This window comes from Streptomyces sp. NBC_00536 (assembly GCF_036346295.1).
Lineage (GTDB): Bacteria > Actinomycetota > Actinomycetes > Streptomycetales > Streptomycetaceae > Streptomyces.
In genome coordinates this window covers 6,802,608-6,829,093 of record NZ_CP107819.1, presented here as the reverse complement: position 1 = coordinate 6,829,093, position 26,486 = coordinate 6,802,608, and the positions used below count along the sequence as shown (strand labels likewise).

Annotated in this window: 15 protein-coding genes; 8 read left to right on the top strand and 7 right to left on the bottom strand. The window is 71.9% G+C overall.

Annotated features, from left to right (window positions below; all coding sequences use genetic code 11):
- Nucleotides 1-137 precede the first annotated feature (137 nt).
- From OHS33_RS29150 to OHS33_RS29120, 7 genes are all read left to right on the top strand, one after another.
- Nucleotides 138-1,355 carry an ATP-binding protein gene (locus tag OHS33_RS29150; protein WP_330333383.1) on the top strand — a complete coding sequence of 406 codons (1,218 nt, stop codon included), beginning with the start codon at nucleotides 138-140 and terminating at the stop codon, nucleotides 1,353-1,355.
- Nucleotides 1,352-2,248, top strand: a complete 897-nt coding sequence (locus OHS33_RS29145; RefSeq protein WP_330333382.1) for a roadblock/LC7 domain-containing protein — start codon at nucleotides 1,352-1,354, stop codon at nucleotides 2,246-2,248. The genes OHS33_RS29150 and OHS33_RS29145 overlap by 4 nt, the downstream gene beginning before the upstream one ends.
- The gene (locus tag OHS33_RS29140) at nucleotides 2,241-2,636 is read left to right on the top strand and encodes a DUF742 domain-containing protein (RefSeq protein WP_330333381.1); all 396 of its coding nucleotides are present in this window, start codon (nucleotides 2,241-2,243) and stop codon (nucleotides 2,634-2,636) included. Before OHS33_RS29145 ends, OHS33_RS29140 begins: the two co-directional genes overlap by 8 nt.
- Nucleotides 2,637-2,639: 3 nt before the next feature.
- Nucleotides 2,640-3,200 (top strand): GTP-binding protein, encoded by a 561-nt coding sequence (locus OHS33_RS29135; RefSeq protein ID WP_330333380.1) that lies wholly within the window; start codon nucleotides 2,640-2,642, stop codon nucleotides 3,198-3,200.
- 10 nt (nucleotides 3,201-3,210) lie between these two features.
- The gene (locus OHS33_RS29130; RefSeq protein ID WP_330333379.1) at nucleotides 3,211-4,608 is read left to right on the top strand and encodes a cytochrome P450; all 1,398 of its coding nucleotides are present in this window, start codon (nucleotides 3,211-3,213) and stop codon (nucleotides 4,606-4,608) included.
- Between the two features lie 121 nt (nucleotides 4,609-4,729).
- The gene (locus OHS33_RS29125) at nucleotides 4,730-5,977 is read left to right on the top strand and encodes a cytochrome P450 (RefSeq protein ID WP_330333378.1); all 1,248 of its coding nucleotides are present in this window, start codon (nucleotides 4,730-4,732) and stop codon (nucleotides 5,975-5,977) included.
- Nucleotides 5,974-6,777 (top strand): enoyl-CoA hydratase/isomerase family protein, encoded by an 804-nt coding sequence (locus OHS33_RS29120; RefSeq protein WP_330333377.1) that lies wholly within the window; start codon nucleotides 5,974-5,976, stop codon nucleotides 6,775-6,777. Before OHS33_RS29125 ends, OHS33_RS29120 begins: the two co-directional genes overlap by 4 nt.
- Before the next feature lie 41 nt (nucleotides 6,778-6,818).
- Here the strand turns inward: OHS33_RS29120 and OHS33_RS29115 are convergent, their stop codons facing one another.
- The gene (locus OHS33_RS29115) at nucleotides 6,819-8,108 is read right to left on the bottom strand and encodes an NAD(P)/FAD-dependent oxidoreductase (RefSeq protein WP_330333376.1); all 1,290 of its coding nucleotides are present in this window, start codon (nucleotides 8,106-8,108) and stop codon (nucleotides 6,819-6,821) included.
- 127 nt (nucleotides 8,109-8,235) lie between these two features.
- Between OHS33_RS29115 and OHS33_RS29110 the strand changes: the two genes are divergently transcribed.
- On the top strand, nucleotides 8,236-8,817 hold the full coding sequence (locus tag OHS33_RS29110; protein ID WP_330333375.1) for a MepB family protein: 582 nt from the start codon (nucleotides 8,236-8,238) through the stop codon (nucleotides 8,815-8,817).
- A gap of 7 nt (nucleotides 8,818-8,824) precedes the next feature.
- Here OHS33_RS29110 and OHS33_RS29105 read toward each other — a convergent pair whose 3' ends face one another.
- From OHS33_RS29105 to OHS33_RS29080, 6 genes are all read right to left on the bottom strand, one after another.
- Entirely contained in the window at nucleotides 8,825-9,547 is a 723-nt protein-coding gene (locus tag OHS33_RS29105) for a thioesterase II family protein (protein ID WP_330333374.1), read from the bottom strand.
- Nucleotides 9,548-9,562: 15 nt separating this feature from the next.
- Nucleotides 9,563-10,378 (bottom strand): winged helix-turn-helix domain-containing protein, encoded by an 816-nt coding sequence (locus OHS33_RS29100; protein ID WP_330333373.1) that lies wholly within the window; start codon nucleotides 10,376-10,378, stop codon nucleotides 9,563-9,565.
- An 83-nt stretch (nucleotides 10,379-10,461) separates the two neighbouring features.
- Nucleotides 10,462-11,688, bottom strand: a complete 1,227-nt coding sequence (locus tag OHS33_RS29095; protein WP_330333372.1) for a cytochrome P450 — start codon at nucleotides 11,686-11,688, stop codon at nucleotides 10,462-10,464.
- Nucleotides 11,689-11,743: 55 nt separating this feature from the next.
- Entirely contained in the window at nucleotides 11,744-13,036 is a 1,293-nt protein-coding gene (locus OHS33_RS29090) for an MFS transporter (protein ID WP_330333371.1), read from the bottom strand.
- On the bottom strand, nucleotides 13,036-14,016 hold the full coding sequence (locus OHS33_RS29085; protein WP_330333370.1) for a TauD/TfdA family dioxygenase: 981 nt from the start codon (nucleotides 14,014-14,016) through the stop codon (nucleotides 13,036-13,038). Before OHS33_RS29085 ends, OHS33_RS29090 begins: the two co-directional genes overlap by 1 nt.
- A 49-nt stretch (nucleotides 14,017-14,065) precedes the next feature.
- Nucleotides 14,066-26,485 (bottom strand): amino acid adenylation domain-containing protein, encoded by a 12,420-nt coding sequence (locus tag OHS33_RS29080; RefSeq protein ID WP_330333369.1) that lies wholly within the window; start codon nucleotides 26,483-26,485, stop codon nucleotides 14,066-14,068.
- Between the last annotated feature and the right edge of the window lies 1 nt (nucleotide 26,486).

Here is a 26,486-nt window from a genome sequence, read left to right as displayed (position 1 = left end):
TTTGACGCAGATGCTGATGTGTGATTGGCCGCGGCTCACCGCATAACCGCAGGTGAGCCGTGGCCATCAGCTGTGTTGCGGGGCCTCGCGAGGTGTATCTGCAGCCGTCCGCATGCCATGCGCCGGGAAAGGTTTCCATGAATCGAGACGCACTTGTGTGGTGCTTGGTTGCAGTGGCGGCGATAGCCGTTGCCGCGGTCGTGGCACTCGTCGCCCGCAACAGAGCACTGGGGGCGAAGAAGCAGCACACCGAGGCCGAACTGAGACAGCAGCTCCTCGCGACGGACAGCCAGCTGCACGCGTCGCACGCCGAGCTGCAGAGGTTCCGGAGCCAGCAGGACGCCACGCTCCGCGAGGCCAAGGAAGCGGCGGAGGAGAACACCAAGTCCGTCCTCAAGGGTGCCGCCAGCCTCCTGCAGAGCCTCGCGGCCGAGCAGACGACGCTCCTGGACGGCATCCAGCGCAAGTACGGCGGACACGCCGTCCTCAGCGACCTGCTGGACGTCAACCACGCCAACGCCCAGATGGCGCGCAAGGCCCAGGGCATCGCCGTCATGTGCGGTGCGCCGCTCGGCCGCCGCAACAGGGCCGCCAGCGTCTACGACGTGGTGCGCAGCGCCCAGGGCCAGATCCGCAACTTCCACCGGGTCGCCATCATGCAGCAGACCAGCCTCGCCCTGAAGGCGTCCGCGGTCGCGCCCGTCGCCCTCGCGGTGGCGGAGCTGCTCGACAACGCCGCCAGCTTCTCGCAGCACGACGCGCCGATCGAAGTGACGTTCCAGCGCGTCCAGAGCAACCTGTGCATCGTCATCGACGACGCCGGTGTGAGCATGAACGACGAAGAGCGGCAGCGGGCGACCGCGCTGCTCTCCGGCGAGGTCGCCCCCCGTCTGTCGCAGCTCGGGACCCAGCCGAAGTTCGGCTTCCCCGTCATCGGCCTGATCGCGCGTCAGCACGGTTTCAAGGTCGACGTCACCGGAGTCTCCCGGTACGGCGGCGTGAGGGCCGTCGTCCTCTTGCCCGAGGAGCTGTGGACCATGGAGGAGATACCGCCCGTCCAGGAGGCTCCGGTCAGCGACATCCGGCGCGCCACCGAGAGCCGGTACACCGCCGAGAGCAGGCCCCCGGGCGCGATGCCGCGCACGACGCACGGTCTGCCCAAGCGCGGCGCGCGCCAGGCGCCCATCGCGAGCGTCCCCGACTCCGGCCCCGACGCCGACACCGCCCCGCCCGCGCCCCGGACCTCCGGGGAGTCGGGCCGCACTTCCGGGCGCGGTCTGGGGGCCTTCCAGCGCGGCACGCTCTCCGGTCGCAGTTTTGACGCCACCTCGTTCGAAGGGCCCGAAGAGGTATGAGCGCAGACCTGTCGTGGATGCTCGAGGACATCGTGCACAACGTGCCCCATGCACGGCACGCGGTGCTGCTGTCCGCGGACGGCCTTCCTCGCGGCGCGACGGAAGGCCTGGCCGAGAAGGAGGTGCGGACCATCTCCGCGGCCATGGCCGGGATGCAGTCGCTCAGCCGGGCGACGGCCCACTTCGCCGGACCGGAGGAGGACCGGCAGTGGAACCAGACCATCATCGAGTTCTCGCACGGCTGGAGCTTCCTGATCGGGGCGGGGCAGGGCTCCTACCTCGCCGCCGCGGCCGCGCCCGATGTGGACATGCAGCAGATCTCCTTCCGCATGCACCGCCTCGTCGCCCGGCTGGGCAACAACCTCACCTCGCCGCCGCGGGTGAGCGCCGAGGACGCCGGCGGCCGGCGGCTGGGCGCCCCCCGGCAGCAGGGCTCCGGTGACACGGGATTCGTCCTCGACGCGCTCGACCGGGTGATCTCCGAGGTCAAGGGCGCCCGTCACGCCGTACTGCTGGGATCGGACGGCCTCCCCCGCGGGGCGACCACCGGGATGAGCCGCGACCTCGCGGACACGATCTCCGCGGCCATGACGGGCATCCACGCCTACAGCCGGGTCACCTCCCGGTTCGCGGGGGCCACCGAGGACGCGCAGTGGCGTCAGACGGTCATCGAGTTCCAGCACGGCTGGATCTTCCTGATGACGGCCGGCCCCGATGCCTTCCTGGCGGCCGCCGCCGAACACGACTGCGACATCGAAGAGTTCACCACGCGTCTGCACGAGGTGGTGCCCAGACTGACCGCGAGCGCCACCGCGACCACCACGATGACCGCGACGGCGAAGGCGACGGCCTCCACGTCCGCGACACAGGGGAAGGGGACAGGCCATGCGTGAGGGGCCCGAACAGGACGAAGAGCTGGAACTGACGTCGCCGTTAGTCCCCCTCTTCGTGATCACGAACGGACGAGCGCTGCCCCCCGACCACGAGTACGAGCACACGACGCTCGTGACGGCGGCCGCGGCGGAGGGCGGGCGGCTCGCGGCGCGCACGCTGTCCCCGGAGGCGGAGCAGGTCATGGACCTGGTCGCGAACGGCTTCCTGTCCGTGGCCGAGGTGGCCGGGCACACGCACCTGCCGCTGGGCATCGTCCGCATCCTGCTGGCGCAGCTGGAGGAGGACAGCCTCATCCTGGCGAGGTCACCGATACCGCGCGCCGAACGTGTCGACAGAGAGCTGGTCAGCGCCGTGCTCGAAGGCCTGAAGAATCGATTCGGAGCGTAGCGCGTGTACTTGGATCCAGATGTCTCCCACGCGGTGAAGATCCTCATAGTGGGGCATTTCGGGGTCGGCAAGACCACCTGCATCGGCAGTCTCTCCGAGATCGAGCCGCTGCGGACCGAGGAGGAGATCACCGAGGCCAGCGTGGGCTTCGATGACCTGTCGGGCACACCCGACAAGAAGACCACCACCGTCGCCATGGACTTCGGCCGGCTCACCCTGAGCGACACCCTGGTGCTCTACCTCTTCGGAACGCCCGGCCAGGAGCGCTTCAAGGAGATGTGGGAGGAGCTCTCCCGGGGCGCTCTGGGGGCGCTGGTCCTCGTCGACCCGGAGCGGCTGCACGAGTCCTTCCCCGTCCTCGACCTCGTCGAGCGTTTCGGCCTGACGTACGCCATCGCCGTGAACCACTTCGAGGGCACCACGCACTACCCGCTCGACGAGGTGCACGAGGCCCTGAACCTCACCGCCGACACCCCTGTCGTGGAGTGCGACGTACGGGACGAGAACTCCTCCGCGCGGGCCCTCATCACCCTCGTGAAACACCTCATGTCCCAACTCGGCTAGGAGCGCAGGAATGCAACAGCCACGTGACCCGCAGGAGATACCCCCCGGCTGCCCCGCGCACGGGAACCTCCCGATGTACGGCCCCTCCTTCGGGGCCGACCCCGACAGCCACTACGCACAGCTGCGCCAGTTCGGTCCCAGTGCGCCCGTGGACATCGCCCCCGACGTCCAGGCCGAGTTGGTCACGAGCTACGACGCCGCCCTGTACGTCCTGCAGAACCCCTCCTCCTTCGTGCGCGACTCCCGCCGCTGGAACGCCCTGAGCGAAGGCCGCGTCCCGGCCGACAGCCCGGCCCTGCCCATGATGGGGTACCGCCCCAACGCGCTCTTCAGTGACGGCGCGGCACATGCCCGGCTGCGGCGGGCGGTCACCGACAGCCTCGCCACGGTCAACGAGCACCAGCTCATCCGGCAGACACAGCAGTCCGCCAACTACCTCATCAGCCAGTTCAGTACGGACGTCCTCGGCCAGGCGGAGCTGATGGCCGAGTACGCCCAGCCGCTGCCCCTGCTGGTCTTCAGCGAACTGTTCGGCTGCCCGCCCGAGATCGGCGACCGCGTGATCGCCGGGATCAGCGGCATCTTCGAGGGAGCACCCGGAGCCGACGCGGTGCTCGGCGGGGCGCTCACCGAGCTGATCGCCCTCAAGCGGCGGCGCCCGACGGACGACCTGACGACGCGTCTGATGGAGCACTCGGCCGAGCTGAGCGACGAGGAGGTGCTGCACCAGCTCGTCACCCTGCTCTCCGGTGGCACCGCGCCGCTGGCCGCGACCATCGGCACCAGCAGCGCCCTGTACCTCAGCGAGGACTGGCAGGTCGGCCTCCCGGTCGAGGACGCGGTCTCCCAGACCCTCTGGAACTACGCGCCGATCGCCAACTACGCGGCCCACTACCCGACCCACGACGTCGAGATCGGCGGCAGGGTGGTCCGGGCCAACGACCCGGTCCTCATCTCCTTCGCCGCGGCCAACACCGACCCGAAGCTGACCGAGCACCGCGAACACCTCAGTGCGAAGGCGCACTTGGCCTTCGGAGCGGGCCCGCACGCCTGCCCCGCCAAGGACCCGGCCTTCATGATCGCCGTCACCGCCGTCGAGACGCTGCTCAACCAGCTCCTCGACGTCGAGCTGCGCGTCCCGTTCAAGGCGCTCACCTGGGCGCCCACGCCGTGGAGCCGCTCGCTGGTCACCCTTCCGATCCGCTTCACCCCGAGGGCCGCCGCCCAGGCGGCCGGAGCCGCCCGGTCCGCGGGGTCCGCCGGATCGCTCGCGGGCCAGTCGCCCCAGCAGCGGACCGCCGCCTCCTCGCCCTCCGGCGCCGGAGCCCCGCGTACGGGCGCGGGCGGCGCGCAGCAGTCCAAGGGCGGCCTGTTCAGCCGCTTCCTGGCCTGGACCAGGGGCGAGTAGGCCACGTGAGGCGGGCGAGTCAAGTGTGATTCTGGTAACCCCCTGAGTACTCAGTGGTAGTGGATGCATTAACGATCATGTGGGTATGCATGGCGGCTGGTTCTCAGAAAGGAGCCGCCATATGGGGGTTGCCACAACTCCGTCGTACGACCGCCGGGCGTCCGCCTCCCTCTTCTCCCGTCTCCGGACGGCCGGAGGGCAGGCCGACCCGTTCCCGGTCTACGCCGAACTCCTCGCACGGGGCGAGGTCGTGCCCGCCCCCTGGGGCGGCTTCGCCGTGACGGGCTTCGCCGCCTGCGACCAGGTGCTGCGCAGCCGTCAATGGCTGGAGCCCGACAGGGAATGGCGGGAGCGCCAGGACGCGGGGACGCGCTGGAACGCGCCCTCCTCGCGCGAGATGAGCCACACGCTCGCCGCGCTCAACTCCCCGGACCACACGAAGGCGCGGCGGGCGGCGGGCACCTTCGACCGCGGCACGGTGGAGCGCATCGGCCGCAATGTGGACCGGACCGCGGATCGGCTCCTCGATGTCTTCACGGAGCGAATACGCACCGGCGAGGCGGACTTCTCGGCGCTCGTCTGCGAGGAGCTGCCGGTGGCCACCATAGGCGACTGGCTCGGACTGCCACAGGCCGACTGGCCCAGGCTGCGCGAGTTGACGCACGATCAGGTCTTCACCCAGGAGCTGCTGCCCTCGGCCAGCCAGCTGGCCTTGTCCGACGCGGCCACGGCCGAACTCCGGACCTATTTCACGGACCTGGTGCGTGAGCGGCGCTCGCGCCCCGGCGATGACCCCGTCTCCCGGTGGATCCGGTCGTGGGACGCGATCGAGCCCGACCGGGACAAGGCCGACGAGGCGGTCTACTTCCTGGTCCTGTTCGTCCTGCTGGCCGCCCTGGAAACCACCGCGACCCTCCTGTCGTCGATGACGCTCCGGCTCGTCGAGAGCCCGGACCGCTGGGACATGGTCGCCGACAACCCGGACCTGGTCGCCGGGTTCGTGGAGGAGACCCTCCGCTACGACCCTCCCACACACGTGATCAGCCGGATCGCCTCGCAGGACTCCGTGCTGGGCGGCATCGAGATCCGCCGCGACGACATGGTCCACCTCATGGTCGGAGCGGCGCACCGGGACCCGGCCAGGCACAAGGACCCGGACCGGTTCGACCCCGAACGGACCCCCGACCACCTGGCGTTCAGCGGTGGCATCCACTACTGCCTGGGCGCGCCGCTGGCCCGCGTCGAGGCCCAGACCCTGCTCCGCCAGCTGATCCGGCGCCTGCCCCGCCTCACCCTCGTACGCCCCCCGTCGATGGCGCCGCGCGTGGCGTTCCGGCGCATCCTGAACCTGGACGTGGCCCTCGCATGACCGAATCGGCCCCCGCACCGGCCCACGCTCCCGCCTCCGCGCGCGCCCGGACCGCTCCCAAGGCGGTGCGCACCGAGCAGGACGGCCCCGTGCTCCACGTCCGCCTCAACCCCTGGGGGCAGAGCGACACGTTGGACACCGCGGTCCTCGACGACCTCATCACCCTCCTGGACGACCTCCACGAGAGACCCGACGTCCGGATCCTGACGCTGTCGTCACTGGGTACGGACTTCTGCCTGGGCGCCGACCGCGGCGAGTACCAGGAGGCGCTGGCCGCCGATCCGTCCGGTGTGGGCCTGCGGCGCATCGCCGACAAGGCACACCGTCTGTGCCAGGCCCTGGAGAACACCCACGCGGTCACCATCGCCCGGCTGCACGGGCGGGTCATCGGCGCGGGTCTCGCGCTCGCCTCCTTCTGCGATCTGCGCGCCGGCGCCGACACCAGCCGCTTCCGCATGCCGGAGGTCGGCATAGGGCTCCCGCCCGCGTGGGGCGGGGCGATGGGGCGGCTGGTCTCCGAGGCCGGGGCCTCCAGGATCCGCGAACTCATGCTCACCAGTGAGGTCTTCGACGCGGACACGGCGCACCGGATCGGTCTGCTCCACCGGACCGCGCCGCTCGACCAGCTGGACACGGTGATCGATGCCTGGACCAGGCCCCTCGTCCGGCGCGCGCCCGAAGCCCTCGTCCTGACCAAACGGATGCTGGCCGGTTACGCACGGGCCGACAGGGCGGCGGACGTCTCCCTGCTCGACTCCCACCTCCTGGCGGCCACCCTGCACCAGCGCACGGGGGGCTGATCCCGCCCCTGCCGGTACGGACGTCCGCGCGGCAGGGCCCCTCACGGCTCCGAGTGGGTCCGGGGGCGTGCCGACGCGGCCGTCCCGCGGTGTCTGATGTTGACGGCGGTGGCCTTGGCCAGGGCCACGGGGCTCAGGAAGCGCATCGGGCCGATCAGGCGGGACGCGAACAGGTGCATGTGCCGCGCCATCGACGCGTCGCGCGCCGCCGCCGAGAACATCAGCCGCTCGCCGGGGTTGAACGGCCGGGCCTTGGCGTAGTCGACGGCCAGGAACTGGTGGCCCCGCAGCCGGCGCCGGTGCGTGCGCGCGTAGAGGGCGAGCGAGCGGTCGAGGTCGCCCCGGCCGGTCGCGGCCGGGGCGACCGCCTCCGCCAGCCACTGCGCGGACTGCAGGGCCCATCCGCACCCGACTCCCCACAGGGGGTCGCTGGTCAGGGCGGCGTCGCCGATCAGCGCGACGCCGGGCGCGGTCGGTTCGCGGCTGATGAGCGGGTAGTCGACCGTCCCGATGATCTTGGATATGCGCTCGGCCCCGTCGATCGGCGGTGCCTCGGGCAGGGCGCGGATGAACGAGAGGAAGCTGCCCTCCAGGTCTTCCCGGAAGGCCGGCAGGTGTTTCTTGTCCGGGAGCACCGCGAGGACGGTCACCCCGTCGTCGTTGGGGAACGCGTACGCCATGTCGGGTTCGAGGAACCACGTCTGGCCGATCCCGCCGTCCAGCGGAAGGTTGCGGAAGTGCGCGAGGTAGCCGAACCGCGTGTTCTCGTGCCGCTGGGTGGGAACCCCGGCGTACTTCGCCACGGCCGAGTCCTTGCCGTCGGCGCCGACGACCAGGCCCGCCCGGATCTCGCGCTCGCCCTGCGGCGCCGAGGCGCGTACCCCCACGGTGCGCCCGGCTTCCCGCACCAGACCGGTCACCTGGTGACCGAGGAGCAGATCGACGCCGGGCGTCCGCGCCGCGAGGGATCTGATCATCGGGTCCAGCGTGCTGCGCCGGATGTTGTACGCGTGCGGCAGCTCGGGCCCCCTCGGCGCCGCCTTCGGCTCGATCCATCCCCAACGGGTGTGCCAGCGGGCGTCGTTGTGCGGTGCGCCCGTCTTCTCCACGGCCGGGATGAGCCCGAGTTCGTCCAGTACCGGGTAGGCGTTGGCCGTGATGGAGTGGGTGCACAGCACCTTGTACGCGTCCGGGTCCGAGCGGCGTTCCAGCAGCGCGACGCGGACACCGCGCCGCGCGAGCAGGATCGCCGCGGCGCTGCCGGCGAGGCTGGCTCCGCTGATGACGACGTCGTAGCCGTGGTCCTGTTCCGCGCTCTCGGGCTTGGTCATGCGCTGATCGCTTCCCTTCGGGTGGGCCTTGCACGGGAGTGGCGCAGTGCACACTGCAGTCAGGAACACGCCCCGTTGTCAAGAGTGCGCGTGATCAAGTGGACGGCGGGCGTGGCAGGGTGGGGGAATGATGACGCGTCGTGTGGATGAGGGGGCCGCCGCTGCCGGGCCGGTGGCGTGGACGGACGAGAGCGGCGTCGTGCACGGGGATCTGCTCGCGGCGAAGGCGCTGCTCTACGATCCCTGCGGGTTCGTCTGTTCGCGGCCGGTGCCGGAGGAGGAGAGCACCGCCTACGCCGCCCACTCGTTCGCGGTCGACGGGCTGGCCGTGCGGTTCCGGGTGGCCAAGGTGACGCCGACCAAGGTGGGGCAGTTCGTCACCGTGTGGAAGCGGGCCCCGGGCGGCGGGCCCATCGCGCCGTTCGACGCCGCCGATGCCGTGGATCTGTTCGTGATCAGTGCTCGGGACGAGGGGGGTTTCGGGCAGTTCGTCTTTCCCGTTGACGCCCTGCGCCGGCACGGGGTGGTCTCCGTGGACGGGCGCGGCGGGAAGCGGGCCTTCCGGGTGTACCCGCCCTGGGTGACCACCGCCAACCGGCAGGCCGGTGCGGCGCAGGAGTGGCAGTCACGCCACTTCCTGCACCTGGACGGGCGTGAGGGCGGGTCCGTCGACTTCGCGCGGGCCCGGGAGCTGTACCGGGGGCGGTAGGGGCCCCCTAGAGCGCGGCCGCCACGGCGCGGCGGGCCACCTCGGGGGCGTGGGCCGTCAGGTAGAAGTGGGCGCCCTCGAAGACCTGGGAGGCGAAGGGGCCCGTGGTGGCCGTCGCCCAGAGGGTGGCCTGGTCCGGGGTGATGCGGGGGTCCGCGTCGCCCGAGAGGGCGAGGACCTCCGCGCGCAGCTTCGGGATGCCGGGGGCGCGGCGGTAGGCGTCGATCAGGCGGTAGTCGTTGCGGATGATCGGGAGGAGCATCTCGCTCAGTTCCGGGTTGTCCCAGACCTGTGCGTTCGTGCCGCCGAGGGCCTTGACGGCCGCGATCAGCTCGGCGTCCGTGTCCTCGCCCGCACCGACCGGGGGCGCGTCCAGGGCGCGGCCCGAGGCGCAGAGCCGGGTGAAGTGCGTGGCGCCCGACGCCTCCAGGCGCAGGAGGGTCTCGTAGGCGACCATCGCGCCCATGCTGTGGCCGAACAGTACGGTGGGCAGCGCGGGTTCGGCGAGGAGTTCGGCACTGGCGCCGGCGGCCAGCGGGGCCAGCTCCCCGACCAGGGGTTCCGTGAAGCGGTTCTCCCGGCCCGGGTACTGCACCGCCAGCAGTTCGACCGACGGGGCCAGGTGCTTGCTCCAGCCGCGGAAGAAGCTCGCGCCGCCGCCCGCGTGCGGGAAGCACACCAGGCGCAGGGTGGGCGCGGCGGGGGACGTGTGGCGGACCAGGTAGGGCATGCGGTGCTCGATTCGTCAGCCGAGGATGGCCTCACCCAGCGGGGTGAGGGTGTGGACCGAGGAGTTCTGTCTGCGTTCGGTGGTCACGAAGCCCGCCCGGCGCAGGACCGTGATGTGTTTGCTGGCCGAGGGGCTGGAGATCTGGAGCCGGTCGGCTATCTCTCCGGTGGAGCGGGCCTTCTGCAGGGTGGCCAGTACGTCGGCCCGGGTGCGGCCCAGCAGGTCGCGCAGGGCCGATTCGCCCTCCTGACCCTGCCACATCGCGGCCGCCGACTCCGGGTCCGGGGTGATGTTGTAGACCAGGATCGGCAGGCCGTGCCAGCCCATGTGGGCATCGATGAGGAAGGGCTGCGGGGCGAACAGCGAGGGCACGATGGTCATTCCGCGCCCGGCGAGATCGGCCGTGCGGGGCGACTGGGAGTTGGCGATGCGCAGCACCGGCGCCGCCCAATGGATGGCCTGGTGGAGGCTGTTCAGTACGTGCTCCATCCCGCCGGCCAGCATGGCCCGCCCGCACGCGTCGCGTTCCGCCTTCAGGGCGCGCAGTATCCGGTCCCAGAAGGGTTCGACCGCGGTGGCGTGGAAGGCGTCCCCGTCACGCGGAGCGGGTGAAGTGAGGGTTTCCAGCAGGGAAAGCGAGGGTTCCATCGCCGAATGCGCGGTGGATGTGCGCCGCATCCGGTGCCGGGTGGTGCGACGCCATTCCGCTAATCCGTCACGTTGCTGCTCACCGAGACGGGCCCATGCGAAATGGGTCTCGAAAGCGACACCGAGCGTGCTGACGACATGAATACGGGCCAGATCCTCGACGTCGAGGCGCAGTTCCAGCAAAGCGACGCTCCCCCAGAATTGATCCTCATGATCATAAACAAATCAGGACAGTCAGCGCCACTCCACGGTCGGCGCCACTCCCGTCAGCGCCACTCCATCGAGACCGGCAGGCTGCTGTAGCCCTGCACCAGGTTCGAGCGCATCCAGCGCACCTCGCCCCGCAGCCGGACGCCCCGCGCCTCGGTGGCCAGTTGGCGCAGCAGTTCCCGCAGCTCGACCCGGGCCAGGGCGGCGCCCAGGCAGTGGTGCGGGCCGGTGCCGAAGCCCAGGTGGCGGTTGGGGGTGCGGTCCGGCAGGAAGGTGTGCGGGTCGGGGAAGAGCCGTTCGTCGCGGTTGGCCGCGGACAGCCAGGCCACCACGGGCTGGCCCCGGCGGACGGGCCGGCCGCCGATCTCGCAGTCCTCCGTGGCCACCCGCAGGACGTGCGCGGCCGGGGAGGTCCAGCGGACCAGCTCCTCCACGGCCCGGTCGGTCTGCCCGGGGTCGGCGTGCAGGGCGTCCAGGGTGCCGGGGAAGCGCTGGGCGACGTGGAAGGCGCCGGTGATCGAGTGCCGGGTCGTCTCGTTGCCGCCGATCAGCACGTTGTCGCAGTTGATCAGCACGTCCTCGGTGCTCAGCCGGCCGTCCGCCAGCAGCGCGCTCACCAGGTCCTGTCCGGGCTCCCGCTGGCGGCGCTCGATCAGCTCGTGGAAGTAGAAGAGGATCTCCGTGTGCGCCTCGGCGGGGGTCATCTTGTCGAAGGAACTGTCCTCCCCGCCGAAGGCGTGGTTCGTCAACTCGATCAGCTGCTCGCGCTCGCCGATCGGTACGCCGATGACCTCGCACACGATCGCGGCGGGCAGCCGGGGGCCGACCTCCAGGGCGATATCGGTGCTTTCCTCGGACTTCAGCCGCTCGATGATCTCCTTGACCTCGTGCCGCAGTACCGATTCGAGTTCGGGGGCCCGCAAGCGGGAAAGGAACGGGCCGATGAGCCGCTTGAGCAGGGAATGCCAGCTGCCCTCGCTGACGACGAGCATCCGGCCGCCGGAGTTGTCGGAGTGTTCGGCGTCGAAGCCGATCATCATGCCGTGTTCGGAGGTGAAGGGCGCCTTCGGGGAGAGGACGGCGGAGACGTCCTTGTGCGAGAAGACCGACCAGAACCCGCTGGGCGAGATGCCGGGTTCGCTCCAGACCATGGCGTCGGAGGCGACGTACTCGCGCCACATCGCGAAGCGGTCGTCGGTCGTGTAGAGGTCCGGGTTCGCCAGATCGAGCTGCTGGGCGGGGGTGGGCACAGGGGCGGGCGCGGGGGCGGGAGTGGTGGTCATGGTGGGGTGTCCGTGCCTGTCTTTCATGAGGGGGAGGTGGGATGGGGGCGGGCCGTCACGCGGGGGTCTTCTCCCGGGCCGCCGCACCGGCCGCGTGCCGCTCCGGCTCCGGGGCCTTGCGCATGACCGGGCTCAGTACGGCCGACAAGGCGATCGCCGCCATGACGGCGGCGCAGCCCAGCAGCCCCGCGGTCCGGCCCGCGAGGTCGAGCAGGACGCCGCCGCCGAGCGGGGCGATCGCGCCCCCGGCGCCGCTGCAGATCCCCGCGACGCTGATCGCCCGCCCCCGGTGGCTGTCGGGGGTGAGCATCAGCAGGTACGTCTGGAAGCAGGCGCTGGCCGTGGGCGCGGCGAAGGCGATCGCGCCCAGCAGGATCCCGGGCGTGTAACCGCCGGGGAGCACCGCGATGCCGACGGTGAGCAGCGCGAACAGCCACAGCACCAGGTGGATGGGCCGGGAGCCGGTCAGCGTCCGCATCAGCAGGGGCGCCGCGAGGGCGCCCAGCAGGCCTCCGACGCCGAGCAGGCCGGCCATGAGGCCGATGAGCCCGGGGTTCATGCCGCTGCTCTGCGCGGAGGCGATGACGATGAAGTAGATGGCGCCGAAGAAGAGGTTCGTCGCCGTGGCGTAGCCGAGGGCGAGCCGCAGGAACGGGTGGCGGGCGATCCAGCGGATCCCCTCCAGCAGTTCCCGACGGCCGCCACCCGGCCCGGCCGGGTCCGCGCCCGCCTCCGCCTCGGGAGCCGCGGGCGCCGTCGGCCGTCGCGGCATGAACAGCAGCAGGACCAGTGCGGCGAGGTGCGCCGCGCAGCCCGCCGCGAACGGGAAGGCGTTCTTCAGCGCCAGCAGGAACCCGCCCGCCGAGGTCCCGGCGAGCTGGCCCGCGTACGTCCGCGCCGAGTTCATGGCGACGGCCTGCGGGAGCTTGGCCGGGGGCACCAGGCTCGGGATCATCGCCTCGCCCGCCGCCATCATCATGGCCGTCGCCGCGCCGTTGACCAGCGCGAGCGCCACCAGCGGGAGCAGGGAGACCTCCCCGGCCCACAGGAGCAGGGCCAGGGCGCCGAAGACGGCGACCAGCGCGGCCTCGCACCACAGCATCACCGAGCGCCGGTCGTACCGGTCGGCGACCGCTCCGGCGGGCAGGCCCGCCAGGAGCATGGCCGCCGCGTCGACGAAGCCGATGATCCCCGCCTGGAAGGGCGAGCCGGTGATCGCGAGGACGATCAGCGGCAGCACGATCAGGGAGGTGCTGTACGCGAACTCGCTGAACGCCTGGCTCGTCCACAGGAGGGTGAACCCGCGACCGCCGCCACCGCGCCTCCCCCCGCCCTGTTCCGCCGCCATCAGGCGAGCAGCCGCGAGCGCGACTTGGTGTGGACGTACGTACGGCGCAGGTCGCGCACCATGCTGGTGCGCTTGAGCCAGCGGTCCGTGCCGTCGTAGCGCGGCGTGAAGGTGTCCCGGCCGTGGATGACCCGGTAGTTGTCGATGAACGCGGCCTCGCCCGGGCTGAGCACGACGCGCTCGGCGGCGGCGGCCAGCTGCCCGGCGGCCTCGTTCATGGCCCGCTCCGCCTCCGCGTCGCCCTCCAGCGGGCTGGTGAAGTCGGCGTCGATCCGCAGGTACGGCGCGTCCTCGGGCCCGAAGAGTACGGACGCCACCTCGTGCGGCCGCTCCTCCAGCGCGGACGGGTGCTCCGCGCTGTGGTCGGGCACCACGTCGTGCGAGTCGTCCGGGAAGAACCGGAACCGGTCCTGGTGCAGCACCTCGCGCAGCGGCTGCGCGACCTCCACCGCGTCGACCGGCGCGACCGTGGTGCCCACCCCGTCCGGGTTGCGCAGGCACATCAGGGCGACGTAGTCGCCGCGGCAGGTGTGGAACACGTCCTCGGTGTGCAGGGTCAGCTGCTGCTCGCTGCTCGCGCTGGTCAGCGAGGCCTCCTGGCCCTTGGACGGGCAGACGTCGTGGACGAGCCGCCCGTTCTGCTGGCTGGTCCAGGCGAAGGGGTCACCGAGCACGGAGGCGATGAGCAGCAGCACGAGTTCCTCGCGGATCGCGGCGCCTTCCTTCTCCGCGATCTGCCAGCTCGGCGGGGTGGGCACGAGGTTCTCGTCGACGGGCAGGTTCGCCACCGCGATCACCGCGTCCTCGGCGGCGCGCGAGGAGACGAGGAACTGCCGTACTCCCACCGGGAGTCGCTCCGCCTCGACGCGTATCGCGTCCGCGTATTCCATCGGTTCCCAGACGGGGTGCGCCGCGAGGAACGCGTCGGCGAGGGTCGCCACGCCCTTCTTCTCTTCGTCGCTCAGCACATAGCGCGCCATGACAATGTCCTTCCGAATCAGTTCTGCATCAAGATCAAGCCGGTTGAGGTCAGTTGCCCGCGACGGCGGCGATCTGCCGCAGGGCGGTGCGGAACGCGTCCGCGAGGGCGCGGACGGTGTCGGGCGAGTGGACGGCGGGGGCGTGCATCCAGTCGACGCGCAGTTCGCCGTCGCTGACGGCGGCCACGATGTCGATGAGGTGCGGGCGCGGCTGCCCGGGCGCCTGGTCGGCGCCGAGGCCCTCGAACCGGTCCCGGACCAGGCCGGTCCCGCCCGCGCCCCCGTCCCACTGACCGAGGTAGTTGAAGCTGATCCGCGGGTACGGGGTGCCGGCGAGGGCGGTGTGCGCCTCGCTGCCGGGAGCCGACAGGTGGCGCAGGGCGCCGTAGCCGATGCCGCGGCCGGGGAGTTTGCGCAGGCCCTTGCGGACCGCCTTCAGGGCCGGGGCCCAGTCGCCCGCCGGGACGTCCAGGGTGACGGGGTAGATGGTGGTGAACCAGCCGACCGTGCGGGAGAGGTCGAGGTCCTCGAAGAGTTCCTCGCGGCCGTGGCCTTCGAGGGCGATGGTGACGGGCTCGCCCGCCCAGTCGCCCAGCACCCGGCCGAGCGCGGCCAGCAGCACGTCGTTGATCCGGGTCCGGAACACCGCGGGCGCCTTCTGCAGCAGGGCCTCGGTCTCGGCGCGGCCGAGCCGTACGGTCTCCACCGCCACCTCGCCGTACACGGCGGCGCGCGGGTCGTGTCCGGCGCCGGACGCGGCGGCCTTGCGCCAGTACGCGGCCTCGTGGTCGAAGCCGCCCTCCCGGACGTGGTCGGCGAGGCGCCGGGCCCACTGCTGGTAGCTGCTGGACTTCGCGCCCAGGTCGACGGCCGTACGGCCCGCCGCGAGCTGTTCGTACGCCGTCGCGAGGTCCTCCAGGACCACCCGCCAGGACACCCCGTCCATCACCAGGTGGTGCACGGCCAGGAACAGCCGGGGCGCGGGGTCCGCGGGCAGCCGCAGGAACACGCCCTTCACCAGGGCTCCGGTCGCCGGGTCGATGGCACGCTGCGCCTCCAACGCGGCGTCGTTCAGGGCCTGTTCCACTTCGCCCCCGGCCGCGATGTCCCGTACGGCGAGCACGTCGGGGACGGCCTCGCCGTACTGCTGGATCCAGGCGCCGGACGCGTCCCGCGTGAAGCGCATGCGCAGCGCGTCGTGCTGGGCGACCACCGCCTCCAGCGCCCCGGCCAGCAACGCGGGGTCGGTGCCGGGGGCCAGGCCCACGTGCACGGACATGGCGTAGTGCCGCGGGTCGACGGTGTGCCCGTCGAAGAACCACCGCTGGATCGGCGTGAGTTCGACGGCTCCCGCCACCTCTGCCGGTTCGGCCGACGGTGCGGCGAGGGCATCGGCGGCCGGGGCGGCGGGCTGCACCACGGCGGCCAGCTCGGCCACGGTCTGGTGGACGAACAGCAGCTTCGACGTGAGCCGCAGCCCGGCCTGACGGGCCCGGGAGATCAGCTGGATGGAGAGGATCGAGTCGCCGCCGAGGTCGAAGAAGTTGTCGTGGACGCCGACCTTCTCGACGCCCAGGACTTCGGCCCATACGGTCGCCAGCGCGTCCTCGGTGTCATCGCGCGGGGCGATGTACTCCGTGCCGAGCTGCTCGGCCTGCACCTCGGGCGCGGGCAGCGCCCGCCGGTTCACCTTCCCGCTCGGCGTGAGCGGCAGCCGGTCCAGGGTGACGAACACCGCCGGGACCATGTAGTCCGGCAGGGATCCCCCGAGGTGGGCGCGGAGTTCGCCGGTGGTCGGCGCACCGTCGGCCACCAGATAGGCGACGAGCCGCTTGTGCCCGTCGGCGCCCTGGTGCGCGGTGACCACGGCCTCCCGGATCGCGGGATGAGACACCAACACCGTCTCGATCTCGCCCAGTTCGATCCGGAAACCACGGATCTTCACCTGGTCATCCGCACGCCCCAGGTACTCCAGGGTCCCGTCCGCGGTCCACCGGGCGACGTCACCGGAGCGGTACATCCGCTCCCCCGGCTCACCGAACGGATTCAACGGGAACCGCTCCTGCGTCAGCTCCGGACGATGCAGATACCCACGCGCCAAGCCACCGCCCGCCACGTGAATCTCACCCGCGACCCCGACCGGAACCGGAGCACCCCGCTCATCCAGCAACAACACCCGATAGCTCGGCAACGGCCGGCCCGCCGGAAGACGCCCACCCGCCACCACATGCGCGGCGGTGATCTCCTGATAGGTGACATGCACGGTCGTCTCAGTGATCCCGTACATGTTCACCAACCGGGCACCCGAGCCGTCGAAGCGCTCGAACCACCCCTGCACGTGCTTCGGCTCCAACGCCTCACCACCGAAGACCACCCACCGCAGGTCAGGCAACAACTCCCCTGAACTACCCACCAATTCACGGAACATCGACGGCGTCTGGCTGAACACCGTCACCCGCTCCGCCCGCAACAACTCCCACATCAACTCCGGGCTCCGCGCCGTGTCCTGCGGAACCACCACCGCACGACCACCCGTGATCAACGCACCCCACAACTCCCACACCGAGAAGTCGAAGGCATACGAGTGGAACACCGACCACACATCACCCGGACCGAACCCGAACAGCCCCTCGCAGTTGGCCAGCAGGTTCAGCACCGTCCGGTGCTCCACCGCCACACCCTTCGGACGCCCCGTCGAACCCGACGTGTAGATGACATAGGCGAGATCCGTCCCGGTCACGGAAGTCACGGGCGGCGTGCCCGGCCGCGCCGCGATGGCTTCGGCGTCCGCGTCCAGATCCACCACCCGGGTTTCCCCGGCGGCGAGTTGAGCGTTCAGTCCCCGGTGCGTGACGAGCAGCTCCGCGCCCGAGTCCGCCAGCATGTACGCCAGCCGGTCCGCCGGGTACGCCGGGTCCAACGGCACATACGCCGCACCCGACTTCATGATCCCCAGCAGCCCCACCACCATCTGGATGCCGCGCTCCACCGACAGCGCCACCAGACGGTCAGGACCAGCACCCAACCCCACCAGATGCGAGGCCAGCCGGTTCGCCCGCTCCTCCAACTCCCGGTAGGTCAACGACTCGTCACCGAAGGACACCGACACCGCATCCGGCGACAGCGCCGCCCGGTCGGCCACGAACCCGTGCACCGTCCCCGCCGGAGCCGCCACACCACCCGACGCGTTCCACTCCCGCACCACCCGGTCGAACTCCCCCGCGGTCAACAGCGGAAGGTCCGCCACCGCCCGGTCCGGGTCCGCGGCGATCCCGCCCAGCAGCACGTTCAAGTGCTCGCCGAAGCGCGCGACGGTGGCCTCGTCGAACAGCTCCGCGCTGTACTCGACGAGCGCCCGAAGCCCGCCCTCGTGCTCCTCGAATTCGAGGGTCAGGTCGAACAGGGCCGTGTCCCGCTCCAGCCGGTAGTCCGTGACCTCGACCGCGCCCAGGGCCGGCTGCATGCCGGGGGCGTTCTGGAGCACCACCATCGCCTGGATGAGCGGGGTACGGCTCGTGTCGCGCTCCGGCTGCAGGGTCTCCACCAGGCGCTCGAAGGGCACCTCCTCGTGCGCGAAGGCGTCGAGGACGGTCTCCTTCACCTGGTCCAGCACCGCCCGGAACGGCATGTCCGGCTCGATGTGCGAGCGCAGCACCACCGTGTTGACCAGGAAGCCGATCAGCTGTTCCAGCTCACCGTTCGCGTTGCCCTGCCCGCCGCGCCCGGCGGACGCGGTGCCGACCGCGATGTCCTGCTGGCCGCTCCAGCGGGCGAAGACCGTCTTCACCGCCGCCGTCAGGGCCATGTAGAGCGTCGCGCCCTGCTCGCGCGCCAGCTCCTTGAGCCCGGCGAGCGTGGCGGCCGGTACCTCGAAGCCGTGGACCGCGCCCGCCGAGGAGCGCACCACCGGCCGCGGCCGGTCGGTGGGCAGTTCCAGCGGTTCGATGCCCGCGAGCCGCTCGCGCCACCAGCCGAGCTGCTCCTCCAGCAGCCCGCCGTCCACGAGCCGTTCGCGCTGCCAGGCCGCGAAGTCCGGGTACTGCACGGGTACGTCGGCCAGCGCGGCCGGACGTCCCTCGGTGCGGGCCGTGTACAGCTCGCCGAGTTCGCGGGCGGCGACGCCCATCGACCAGCCGTCGGTGACGATGTGGTGCATGCCGAGGACGCACACGTGCGCGTCGGCGGCCAGCCGGACCAGCAGCACGCGCACCAGCGGCCCGTTCTTCAGGTCGTACGGGCGGACCAGTTCCGCCTGCGCCAGCTCGCGCAGCCGCTCCTCGGTCTGCGCCTCGGCCGTGTGCCACTGCGGCTCCAGCACCGGGTGGACGATCTGTACGCCCTGGCCGGCGACCACGTCGAAGGTGGTCCGGAGCGATTCGTGGCGCGCCACCAGGTCACCGACGGCCGCGCGCAGCGCGGACGCGTCGAGCGGTCCGGTCAGCCGGAGGGCGGCGGCCGAGTGGTACTCGGTGCTGCCCTCGTTGAAGTCCTCCAGGAACCACAGGCGTTGCTGGCCGAAGGACATCGGCAGCAGGCCGTCCCGCGGCGCCACCGGGATTCCGGTGTCCGGCACTGCCGGGGCGGCGTTCCCGGGAGCCAGTCCGGCCGCCAGCAGCGCGACCGTCGGTGCCTCGAAGAGCAGCCGCGGCGAGAGGCTGGTGCCGAGTGCCTGGCGGGCCCGCGACACGACCTGGATGGTCAGGATGGAGTCGCCGCCGAGGTCGAAGAAGTTGTCGTGGACGCCGACCTTCTCGACGTCCAGCACCTCGGCCCATACGTCGGCGAGGATCCGCTCGGTCTCGTCGCGCGGGGCGGTGTACTCCGTGCCGAGCTGCTCGGCCTGCACCTCGGGCGCGGGCAGCGCCCGCCGGTTCACCTTGCCGCTCGGCGTGAGCGGCAGCCGGTCCAGGGTGACGAAGAGCGCTGGGACCATGTAGTCCGGCAGGGTCTCGCCCAGGTGGGCCCGCAGCTCGGCGGTGGGTACAGCGGTGTCCGGGACGAGGTAGGCGACGAGCCGCTTGTGCCCGTCGGCGCCCTGGTGGGCGGTGACCACGGCCTCCCTGATCGCGGGATGAGACACCAACACGGTCTCGATCTCACCGAGTTCGATCCGGAATCCACGGATCTTCACCTGGTCGTCCGCACGCCCCAGGTACTCCAGGGTCCCGTCCGCGGTCCACCGGGCGACGTCACCGGAGCGGTACATCCGCTCCCCCGGCTCACCGAACGGATTCAACGGGAACCGCTCCTGCGTCAGCTCCGGACGATGCAGATACCCACGCGCCAAGCCACCGCCCGCCACGTGAATCTCACCCGCGACCCCGACCGGAACCGGAGCACCCCGCTCATCCAGCAACAACACCCGATAGCTCGGCAACGGCCGGCCCGCCGGAAGACGGCCACCCGCCGCCACATGCGCGGCGGTGATCTCCTGATAGGTGACATGCACGGTCGTCTCAGTGATCCCGTACATGTTCACCAACCGGGCACCCGAGCCGTCGAAACGCTCGAACCACCCCTGCACGTGCTTCGGCTCCAACGCCTCACCACCGAAGACCACCCACCGCAGGTCAGGCAACAACTCCCCTGAACTACCCACCAGCTCACGGAACATCGACGGCGTCTGGCTGAACACCGTCACCTGTTCCGACCGCAACAACTCCCACATCAACTCCGGGCTCCGCGCCGTGTCCTGCGGAACCACCACCGCACGACCCCCCGTGATCAGCGCGCCCCACAACTCCCACACCGAGAAGTCGAAGGCATACGAGTGGAACACCGACCACACATCACCCGGCCCGAACCCGAACAGTCCCTCGCAGTTGGCCAGCAGGTTCAGCACCGTCTGGTGCTCCACCGCCACACCCTTCGGACGCCCCGTCGAACCCGACGTGTAGATGACGTACGCCAGGTGGGAGCCGGTGACCCCGGTCGCGGGGACGGTGGCCGGGCGCGCGGCGATCGCGTCGGCGTCCGTGTCCAGGTCCACCACGACCACGTCGCCCACGGGCAGCTGCCGGTTGAGTCCCCGGTGCGTGACGAGCAGCTCCGCGCCCGAGTCCGCCAGCATGTACGCCAGGCGGTCCGCCGGGTACGCCGGGTCCAACGGCACATACGCCGCACCCGACTTCATGATCCCCAGCAGCCCCACCACCATCTGGATGCCGCGCTCCACCGACAGCGCCACCAGACGGTCAGGACCAGCCCCCAACCCCACCAGATGCGAAGCCAGCCGGTTCGCCCGCTCCTCCAACTCCCGGTAGGTCAACGACTCATCACCGAAGGACACCGCCACCGCATCCGGCGACAACGCCGCCCGGTCGGCCACGAACCCGTGCACCGTCCCCGCCGGAGCCGCCACACCACCCGACGCGTTCCACTCCCGCACCACCCGGTCGAACTCCCCCGCGGCCAGCATGGGCACGGCCGCCAAGGCCTGTCCGGGCTCGGCCGCCATCCCGGTGAGGAGTGCCTCCAGGTGTGCGGCGAGCCGCGCGATGGTGTCCGCGTCGAAGAGTTCGGGGTCGTAGGCCAGCGCGAAGGCCAGCTCCGCGCCCGCGTAGGCGATCAGGTTCAGCGGGAAGTTGGTGACGTCGGCGCCCTCCAGGCCGTGCAGGCGCACACCGTCGCCGGACCCGCTGCCCCCGCCGCCGTCCATCGGGAAGTTCTCGAAGGCGACGAGGCTCTCGAAGAGGTTGGTGCCGCGCGGGGTGCCGCTCCAGCCCTGGATCTGCGGCAGCGGTACGTACTCGAACTGCCGCGCCTCCACCTGGGCCTGCTGCACCCGGGCCAGCCACTCGCCGACCGGCGCGTCCGCGTCCACCTCGACGCGTACGGGCAGGGTGTTGATCAGCATGCCGACCATGGAGTCGACCCCGGCCAGGTCGGCCGGGCGGCCCGAGACGGTCGCGCCGAAGACCACGTCCCGCTCGCCCGAGTAGCGCGAGAGCAGGAGGGCCCAGGCGCCCTGGAGGACGGCGTTCACGGTCAGGCGGTTGTCGCGGGCGAAGGCGTAGAGCCGTTCGGAGGCTTCGGCGGACAGCCAGGTCACCAGCCGCTGCGCGGACTGGGCCCGGTGGGTCGCGGCGGGGCGGCGGTCGAAAGGCAGCGCGGTCGGTTCGGTGACGTCCCCGAGCAGCTCGCGCCAGTAGGCCTCGGCCTCGCCCAGGTCCTGCCGCTCCAGCCAGTCGACGTAGGCGGAGAAGGGCCGGCGGGCGGGCAGGGCGGGCTGTTCGCCCGCGGCCAGGGCCCGGTAGGCGGTGGTGAGTTCGTCGAGCATCTGGAAGGTGCTCCACCCGTCGAGGAGCACGTGGTGCGAGGTCCGCGCGACGCGCACCGAGGTGTCGGAGATCCGTACGAGCGCGAGGCGCATCAGCGGCGCGGCGGACAGGTCGATGCCCCGGGCGCGGTCCTCGGCCAGGTGGCGCTCCAGTGCGCGCGTCTGCTCGTCGGCACTCAGCTCGCGCCAGTCCAGGTGGACGACGGGGAGTTCGGTGCGGCGGTGAATGACCAGCAGCGGCCGGTCGACCCGCTCCCACTCCACCGCGCCGCGCAGGATCTCCAGGTGGTCGCTCACGTGCTGCCAGGCGCGCTCCAGCAGGGCGGGGTCCCGGACCCCGTCGAGGGTGAAGCTCATCTGCTCGAAGTAGGCGCCCGAGCCGGGTTCGGCGAGGGTGTGGAAGAGCATGCCCGCCTGCATCGGGGTCAGCGGGTAGATGTCCTCGATGTCCTGCGCGGCGCTGCCGGGGCCCGCGATCCGGTCCACGTCGGCCTGGGTCAGCGCGGCGAGCGGGAAGTCGGAGGGGGTGGCGCCGCCGCTGTCCGGGAGCAGGCAGTGGGCGATCAGGGCGCGCAGCGCGGTCAGGAACTCCTGGGCGACGCCTTCGACGGTCGAGGGGTCGAAGACCTCGCCGGAGAAGATCCAGGTGAAGCCGAGGGTGCCGGATTCGACCATGCCGACGACGTCGAGGAGGTAGGGGCGGGGCTCGTCGAGTTCGTGGTCGAGGCCGAGTGCCGGGAGGCGGCCCTGGATCAGGCCGTCCTGGCTGGTGGTGCCGTCCCACTGGCCGAGGTAGTTGAAGCTGATCTGCGGGAGCGGGTCGGCGTGCAGGGCGTGGCCCGGGGTGCCGGGTGCGGAGAGGAAGCGCAGGGCGTCGTAGCCCAGGCCCCGGCCGGGTACGGCGCGCAGCTGTTCCTTGACCGACTTGAGGGTCTCGCCCCAGGCCCGGCTGGCGGGGAGGTTCAGCGCGACCGGGAAGTGGGTGGTGTACCAGCCGACGGTGCGGGAGAGGTCGAGGTCGTCGAAGAGTTCCTCGCGGCCGTGGCCTTCCAGGCCGAGGACGAGGCGGTCGCTGCCGGTCCATGCGGCGAGGGTGCGGCCCAGGGCGCTGACGAGGACGTCGTTGATCTGGGTGCGGTAGGCGGAGGGGACGCGCTGGAGCAGGGCCTCGGTCTCCTCGCGGCCGAGGCGCACCTCGACGGTCCGCTCGTGGGCGGTGATGTTGCTGCCGTCGGGGCGGTCCGCGGGGAGGGCGGGGGCGCCCGCCGGATCGACGGCGCGCCAGTGCGCGTACTCGTGGTCGAGGCCGCCGCTCTGGACGTGGTCGGCGAGGCGCCGCGACCACTGCTGGTAGCTGCTGGACTTGGCGCCGAGGTCGACGGCGGCGCCGCCGGAGAGCTGGTCGTAGGCGGTGGCCAGGTCTTCGAGCAGGACGCGCCAGGACACGCCGTCCATGACGATGTGGTGCACGGCGAGGAAGAGCCGGGGCAGCCGGTCGGCGCCGAGGCGGAAGAGGACTCCCCGGACCAGGGCGCCGGTGGCCAGGTCGAGCGCGCGCTGGGCGGCCAGGGCCGCGTCGTTCAGGGGCTGTTCGGCGTCGTCCACGTCGCCGTCGAAGTCCAGGTCGAGGTCCAGGACGGAGAGGATCCCGGTGGGCCTGTCCCCGTACTCCTGGATCCACTCGGCGCCCTCGCGGGTGTACCGCATGCGCAGGGCGTCGTGGTGGGTGACGACCGCGTCGAGGGCGCGCTCCAGCAGGGCCGGGTCGGTGTCCGGGGCGAGTTCGATCTGTACGGACATGGCGTAGTGGTCCGGGTTGACCGTGTGCTCGGCGAGGAACCACCGCTGGATGGGGGTGAGTTCGGCGCGGCCGGTGACCTCGGCGGGCGCGGCGGCGGTGGCCGGGGCGGCCGCGACGGCGGCGCCGGCCAGCGCGGCGATGTTCTGGTGCAGGAAGAGCAGTTTGGAGGTGAGCCGGAGGCCGGCCTGGCGGGCGCGGGACACGACCTGGATGGAGAGGATCGAGTCCCCGCCGAGGTCGAAGAAGTTGTCGTGGATCCCGACCCGCGCGACACCGAGTACGTCGGCCCACACGTCGGCCAGGATGCGCTCGGCCTCGTCGCGCGGAGCGGCGTACTCGGTGCCGGTCCGCCCGGCCTGGGCCTCCGGTTCGGGCAGCGAGCGGCGGTCGACCTTGCCGTTCGGGGTGAGCGGGAGCCGGTCCAGGGTGACGAAGACGGCGGGCACCATGTAGTCGGGCAGCAGCCCGGAGAGGTGGCCGCGGAGCGCCGGGGTGTCGAGCGCCTCGCGCGCGCCGGGGGCGGCGGGGACGACGTACGCGACGAGGCGGCGGCGGCCGGAGTCCTCCTGGCGGGCCAGCACCACGGCGTCGGTGACCTCCGGATGCGTGAGCAGGGCGCTCTCGACCTCGCCCAGTTCGATGCGGAAGCCGCGGATCTTGACCTGGTCGTCGGCGCGGCCGAGGAACTCCAGGTCGCCGCCGGGCAGCAGCCGGGCCCGGTCGCCGGTCCGGTAGAGCCGGTCCCCTGCGACGAAGGGGCTGTCCACGAACCGTTCGGCGGTCAGGTCGGGGCGGCCGTGGTAGCCGCGGCCGATGCCCGCGCCGCCGATCCAGATCTCGCCGGGCACGCCGACGGGTACGGGTGCGCGGCGCGCGTCGAGCACGTACACGCGGGTGTCGGGCAGCGGGCGGCCGATCGGCACGTACACGGTGGAGCGCAGGGTGTCGGCGGTGGGCACGAAGACGGTGGAGTCGACGGTGGCCTCGGTGCCGCCGTAGGCGTTGACGACGACGGCGTCGTGCCGGATCTGGCGCAGCAGGGTGGCGCAGTCCTCGACGCGCCAGGCCTCGGAGCCGACGGAGATCAGGCGCAGCGGCGGGAAGCCGTCACCGCGCCGTTCGACCTCCTGGAGGACGGCGTTCAGCAGGGACGGGACGATCTCCAGTCCGGTGGCGCCGGTTTCGGCGATCAGGTCGAGCAGGGCCGGGGGCTCGGTGGTGACGTCCTTGGAGGCGATGATCAGCGCGCCGCCGAAGGGCAGTGAGCGGATCAGGTCGGCGAAGAAGAGGTCCACGGAGAGGCTGGAGACCGACAGGAAGCGCAACCGGAGGTCCTCCAGGCGGTAGCGCTCGGCCCAGGAGGCGCAGATGTGCCGGACGTTGCGGTGCTCGATGGCGACGCCCTTGGGGTTGCCGGTCGAGCCCGAGGTGTAGATGACGTACGCGAGGTCGTCGGCGGTGACGGTGGTGCGCGGCGCCGTGGCGGGCCGGGCGGCGATCGCCTCGCGGTCGGCGTCGAGGTCGACCAGGCGGGCGCCGGAGCCGGGCAGCCGGTCGCGGACGGCGCTCTCGGTGACGACGAGGCGGGCGCCGGAGTCGGCCAGCATGTAGCCGAGGCGGTCGGCGGGGAAGGCCGGGTCGAGCGGGACGTAGGCGGCGCCCGCCTTGAGGATGGCGAGCAGGCCGACGGCCATGGCCGAGCCGCGGGCGACGCCGAGGCCGACGAGGGAGCCGGGGCCCGCGCCCAGGGCGCTGAGGTGGTGGGCGAGCCGGTTGGCGCGTTCGTCGAGTTCGCGGTGGGTGAGGGTGGCGTCCTCGGCGATGACGGCGACGGCGTCGGGGGTGCGGGCGGCCTGGGCGGCCAGCCGCTCGTGGATCAACTCCGGGGCGACCTGCGCCAGTTCGGTGGCGTTCCAGTCGGTGACGACCTGGTGGTGTTCGGCGTCGGTGAGGAGCGGGAGCGCGCCGACGGCCGTGTCCGGGTCGGCGAGGGCGCCGCCGAGCAGCACCTCCAGGTGGCCGGTCAGCCGGGCGATCGTGCTCTGGTCGAACAGTTCGGTGCTGTACTCGATCAGGCCCTCCAGCCGCCCGCCGCGCTCCTCGAACTCGAAGGTGAGGTCGAAGAGGGAGGCGTCGCGCTCCAGCGGGTAGGCCGTGGTGCGGGCACCGGGCAGGACGAGGGCGTCGGCGGGGGCGTTCTGGAGGACCACCATGGCCTGGACGAGGGCGGTGCGGCTGGGGTCGCGTTCCGGCTGGACGGCCTCGACGAGCTTGTCGAAGGGGACGTCCTCGTGGGCGAAGGCGTCGAGGACGGTGTCCTTGACGCGGCCCAGCAACTCGGCGAAGGACAGCTGGGGTTCGACCTGCGTGCGCAGGACGACGGTGTTGACGAGGAAGCCGACGAGCTGTTCCAGCTCCTGGTGGCCGCGGGCGGCCGAGGAGGTGCCGAGCGCGATGTCCTCCTGGTCGGACCAGCGGGCCAGGACGGCCTTGACGGCGGCCGTCAGCACCATGAAGAGGCTCGCGCCCCGGGCGCGGGCCAGCTCCTGGAGCGCGCCGAGGGTGTGTTCGGGCAGGGAGAAGGCGTGGACGGCTCCGGCGGAGGACCGCACGGCGGGCCGGGGCCGGTCGGTGGGCAGTTCCAGCGGGGCGATGCCCTTCAGCTGTTCGCGCCACCAGTCGGTCTGCCGCTCCAGCAGGCCGCCGTCCTCCAGCCGGCCGCGCTGCCACACCGCGAAGTCCGGGTACTGGACGGGTACGTCGGCCAGCGCGGCCGTACGTCCCTGGACGCGGGCGGTGTACAGCTCGCCCAGTTCGCGGGCGACGATGCCCATGGACCAGCCGTCGGTGACGATGTGGTGCATGCCGAGGACGCACACGTGCGCGTCGGCGGCCAGCCGGACCAGCAGGACCCGGACCAGCGGGCCGCCCGCGAGGTCGTAGGGGCGTGCCATCTCCGCCCGGACGATCTCCCGCGCGCTCTCCTCGCCGTCCGCCTCGGTGGCCGTCCAGCCGGTGTCGAGCACGTCGTGGACGACCTGGCGGGCCTTGCCGTCCTCGGCTCGGAAGGTCGTGCGCAGTGCTTCGTGGCGGGCCACGAGGTCGCCGACGGCCGCGCGCAGCGCGTCCGCGTCGAGCGCGCCGCTGATCCGCAGTGGCAGCGCCGAGTGGTAGTCGGCGCGGCCGGGGTCGAAGTCCTCCAGGAACCACAGGCGTTGCTGCCCGAAGGACAGCGGCAGCCCGTCCCCGCGCGGGGCCGCGGGGATCAGCGGCCCCGCGGCGGCCGCGGCGGCGGCCTGGGCCCGGCCGGAAAGGCGCTGCGCGAGCGACTCCCGGAGCCGGTCGGGCAGGGCGGCTATCCGGTCCGCGCGGGAAGACGGCGTGTTCATC

Bases quoted from the DNA above. Each gene is read 5' to 3' on its own strand.
- OHS33_RS29120 (WP_330333377.1), top strand. From the start codon at position 5,974: ATGACCGAATCGGCCCCCGCACCGGCCCACGCTCCCGCCTCCGCGCGC.
- OHS33_RS29130 (WP_330333379.1), top strand. From the start codon at position 3,211: ATGCAACAGCCACGTGACCCGCAGGAGATACCCCCCGGCTGCCCCGCG.
- OHS33_RS29085 (WP_330333370.1), bottom strand. From the start codon at position 14,016: ATGGCGCGCTATGTGCTGAGCGACGAAGAGAAGAAGGGCGTGGCGACC.
- OHS33_RS29150 (WP_330333383.1), top strand. From the start codon at position 138: ATGAATCGAGACGCACTTGTGTGGTGCTTGGTTGCAGTGGCGGCGATA.
- OHS33_RS29115 (WP_330333376.1), bottom strand. From the start codon at position 8,108: ATGACCAAGCCCGAGAGCGCGGAACAGGACCACGGCTACGACGTCGTC.
- OHS33_RS29080 (WP_330333369.1), bottom strand. From the start codon at position 26,485: ATGAACACGCCGTCTTCCCGCGCGGACCGGATAGCCGCCCTGCCCGAC.
- OHS33_RS29105 (WP_330333374.1), bottom strand. From the start codon at position 9,547: ATGCCCTACCTGGTCCGCCACACGTCCCCCGCCGCGCCCACCCTGCGC.
- OHS33_RS29145 (WP_330333382.1), top strand. From the start codon at position 1,352: ATGAGCGCAGACCTGTCGTGGATGCTCGAGGACATCGTGCACAACGTG.
- OHS33_RS29095 (WP_330333372.1), bottom strand. From the start codon at position 11,688: ATGACCACCACTCCCGCCCCCGCGCCCGCCCCTGTGCCCACCCCCGCC.
- OHS33_RS29125 (WP_330333378.1), top strand. From the start codon at position 4,730: ATGGGGGTTGCCACAACTCCGTCGTACGACCGCCGGGCGTCCGCCTCC.
- OHS33_RS29140 (WP_330333381.1), top strand. From the start codon at position 2,241: ATGCGTGAGGGGCCCGAACAGGACGAAGAGCTGGAACTGACGTCGCCG.
- OHS33_RS29090 (WP_330333371.1), bottom strand. From the start codon at position 13,036: ATGGCGGCGGAACAGGGCGGGGGGAGGCGCGGTGGCGGCGGTCGCGGG.
- OHS33_RS29110 (WP_330333375.1), top strand. From the start codon at position 8,236: ATGATGACGCGTCGTGTGGATGAGGGGGCCGCCGCTGCCGGGCCGGTG.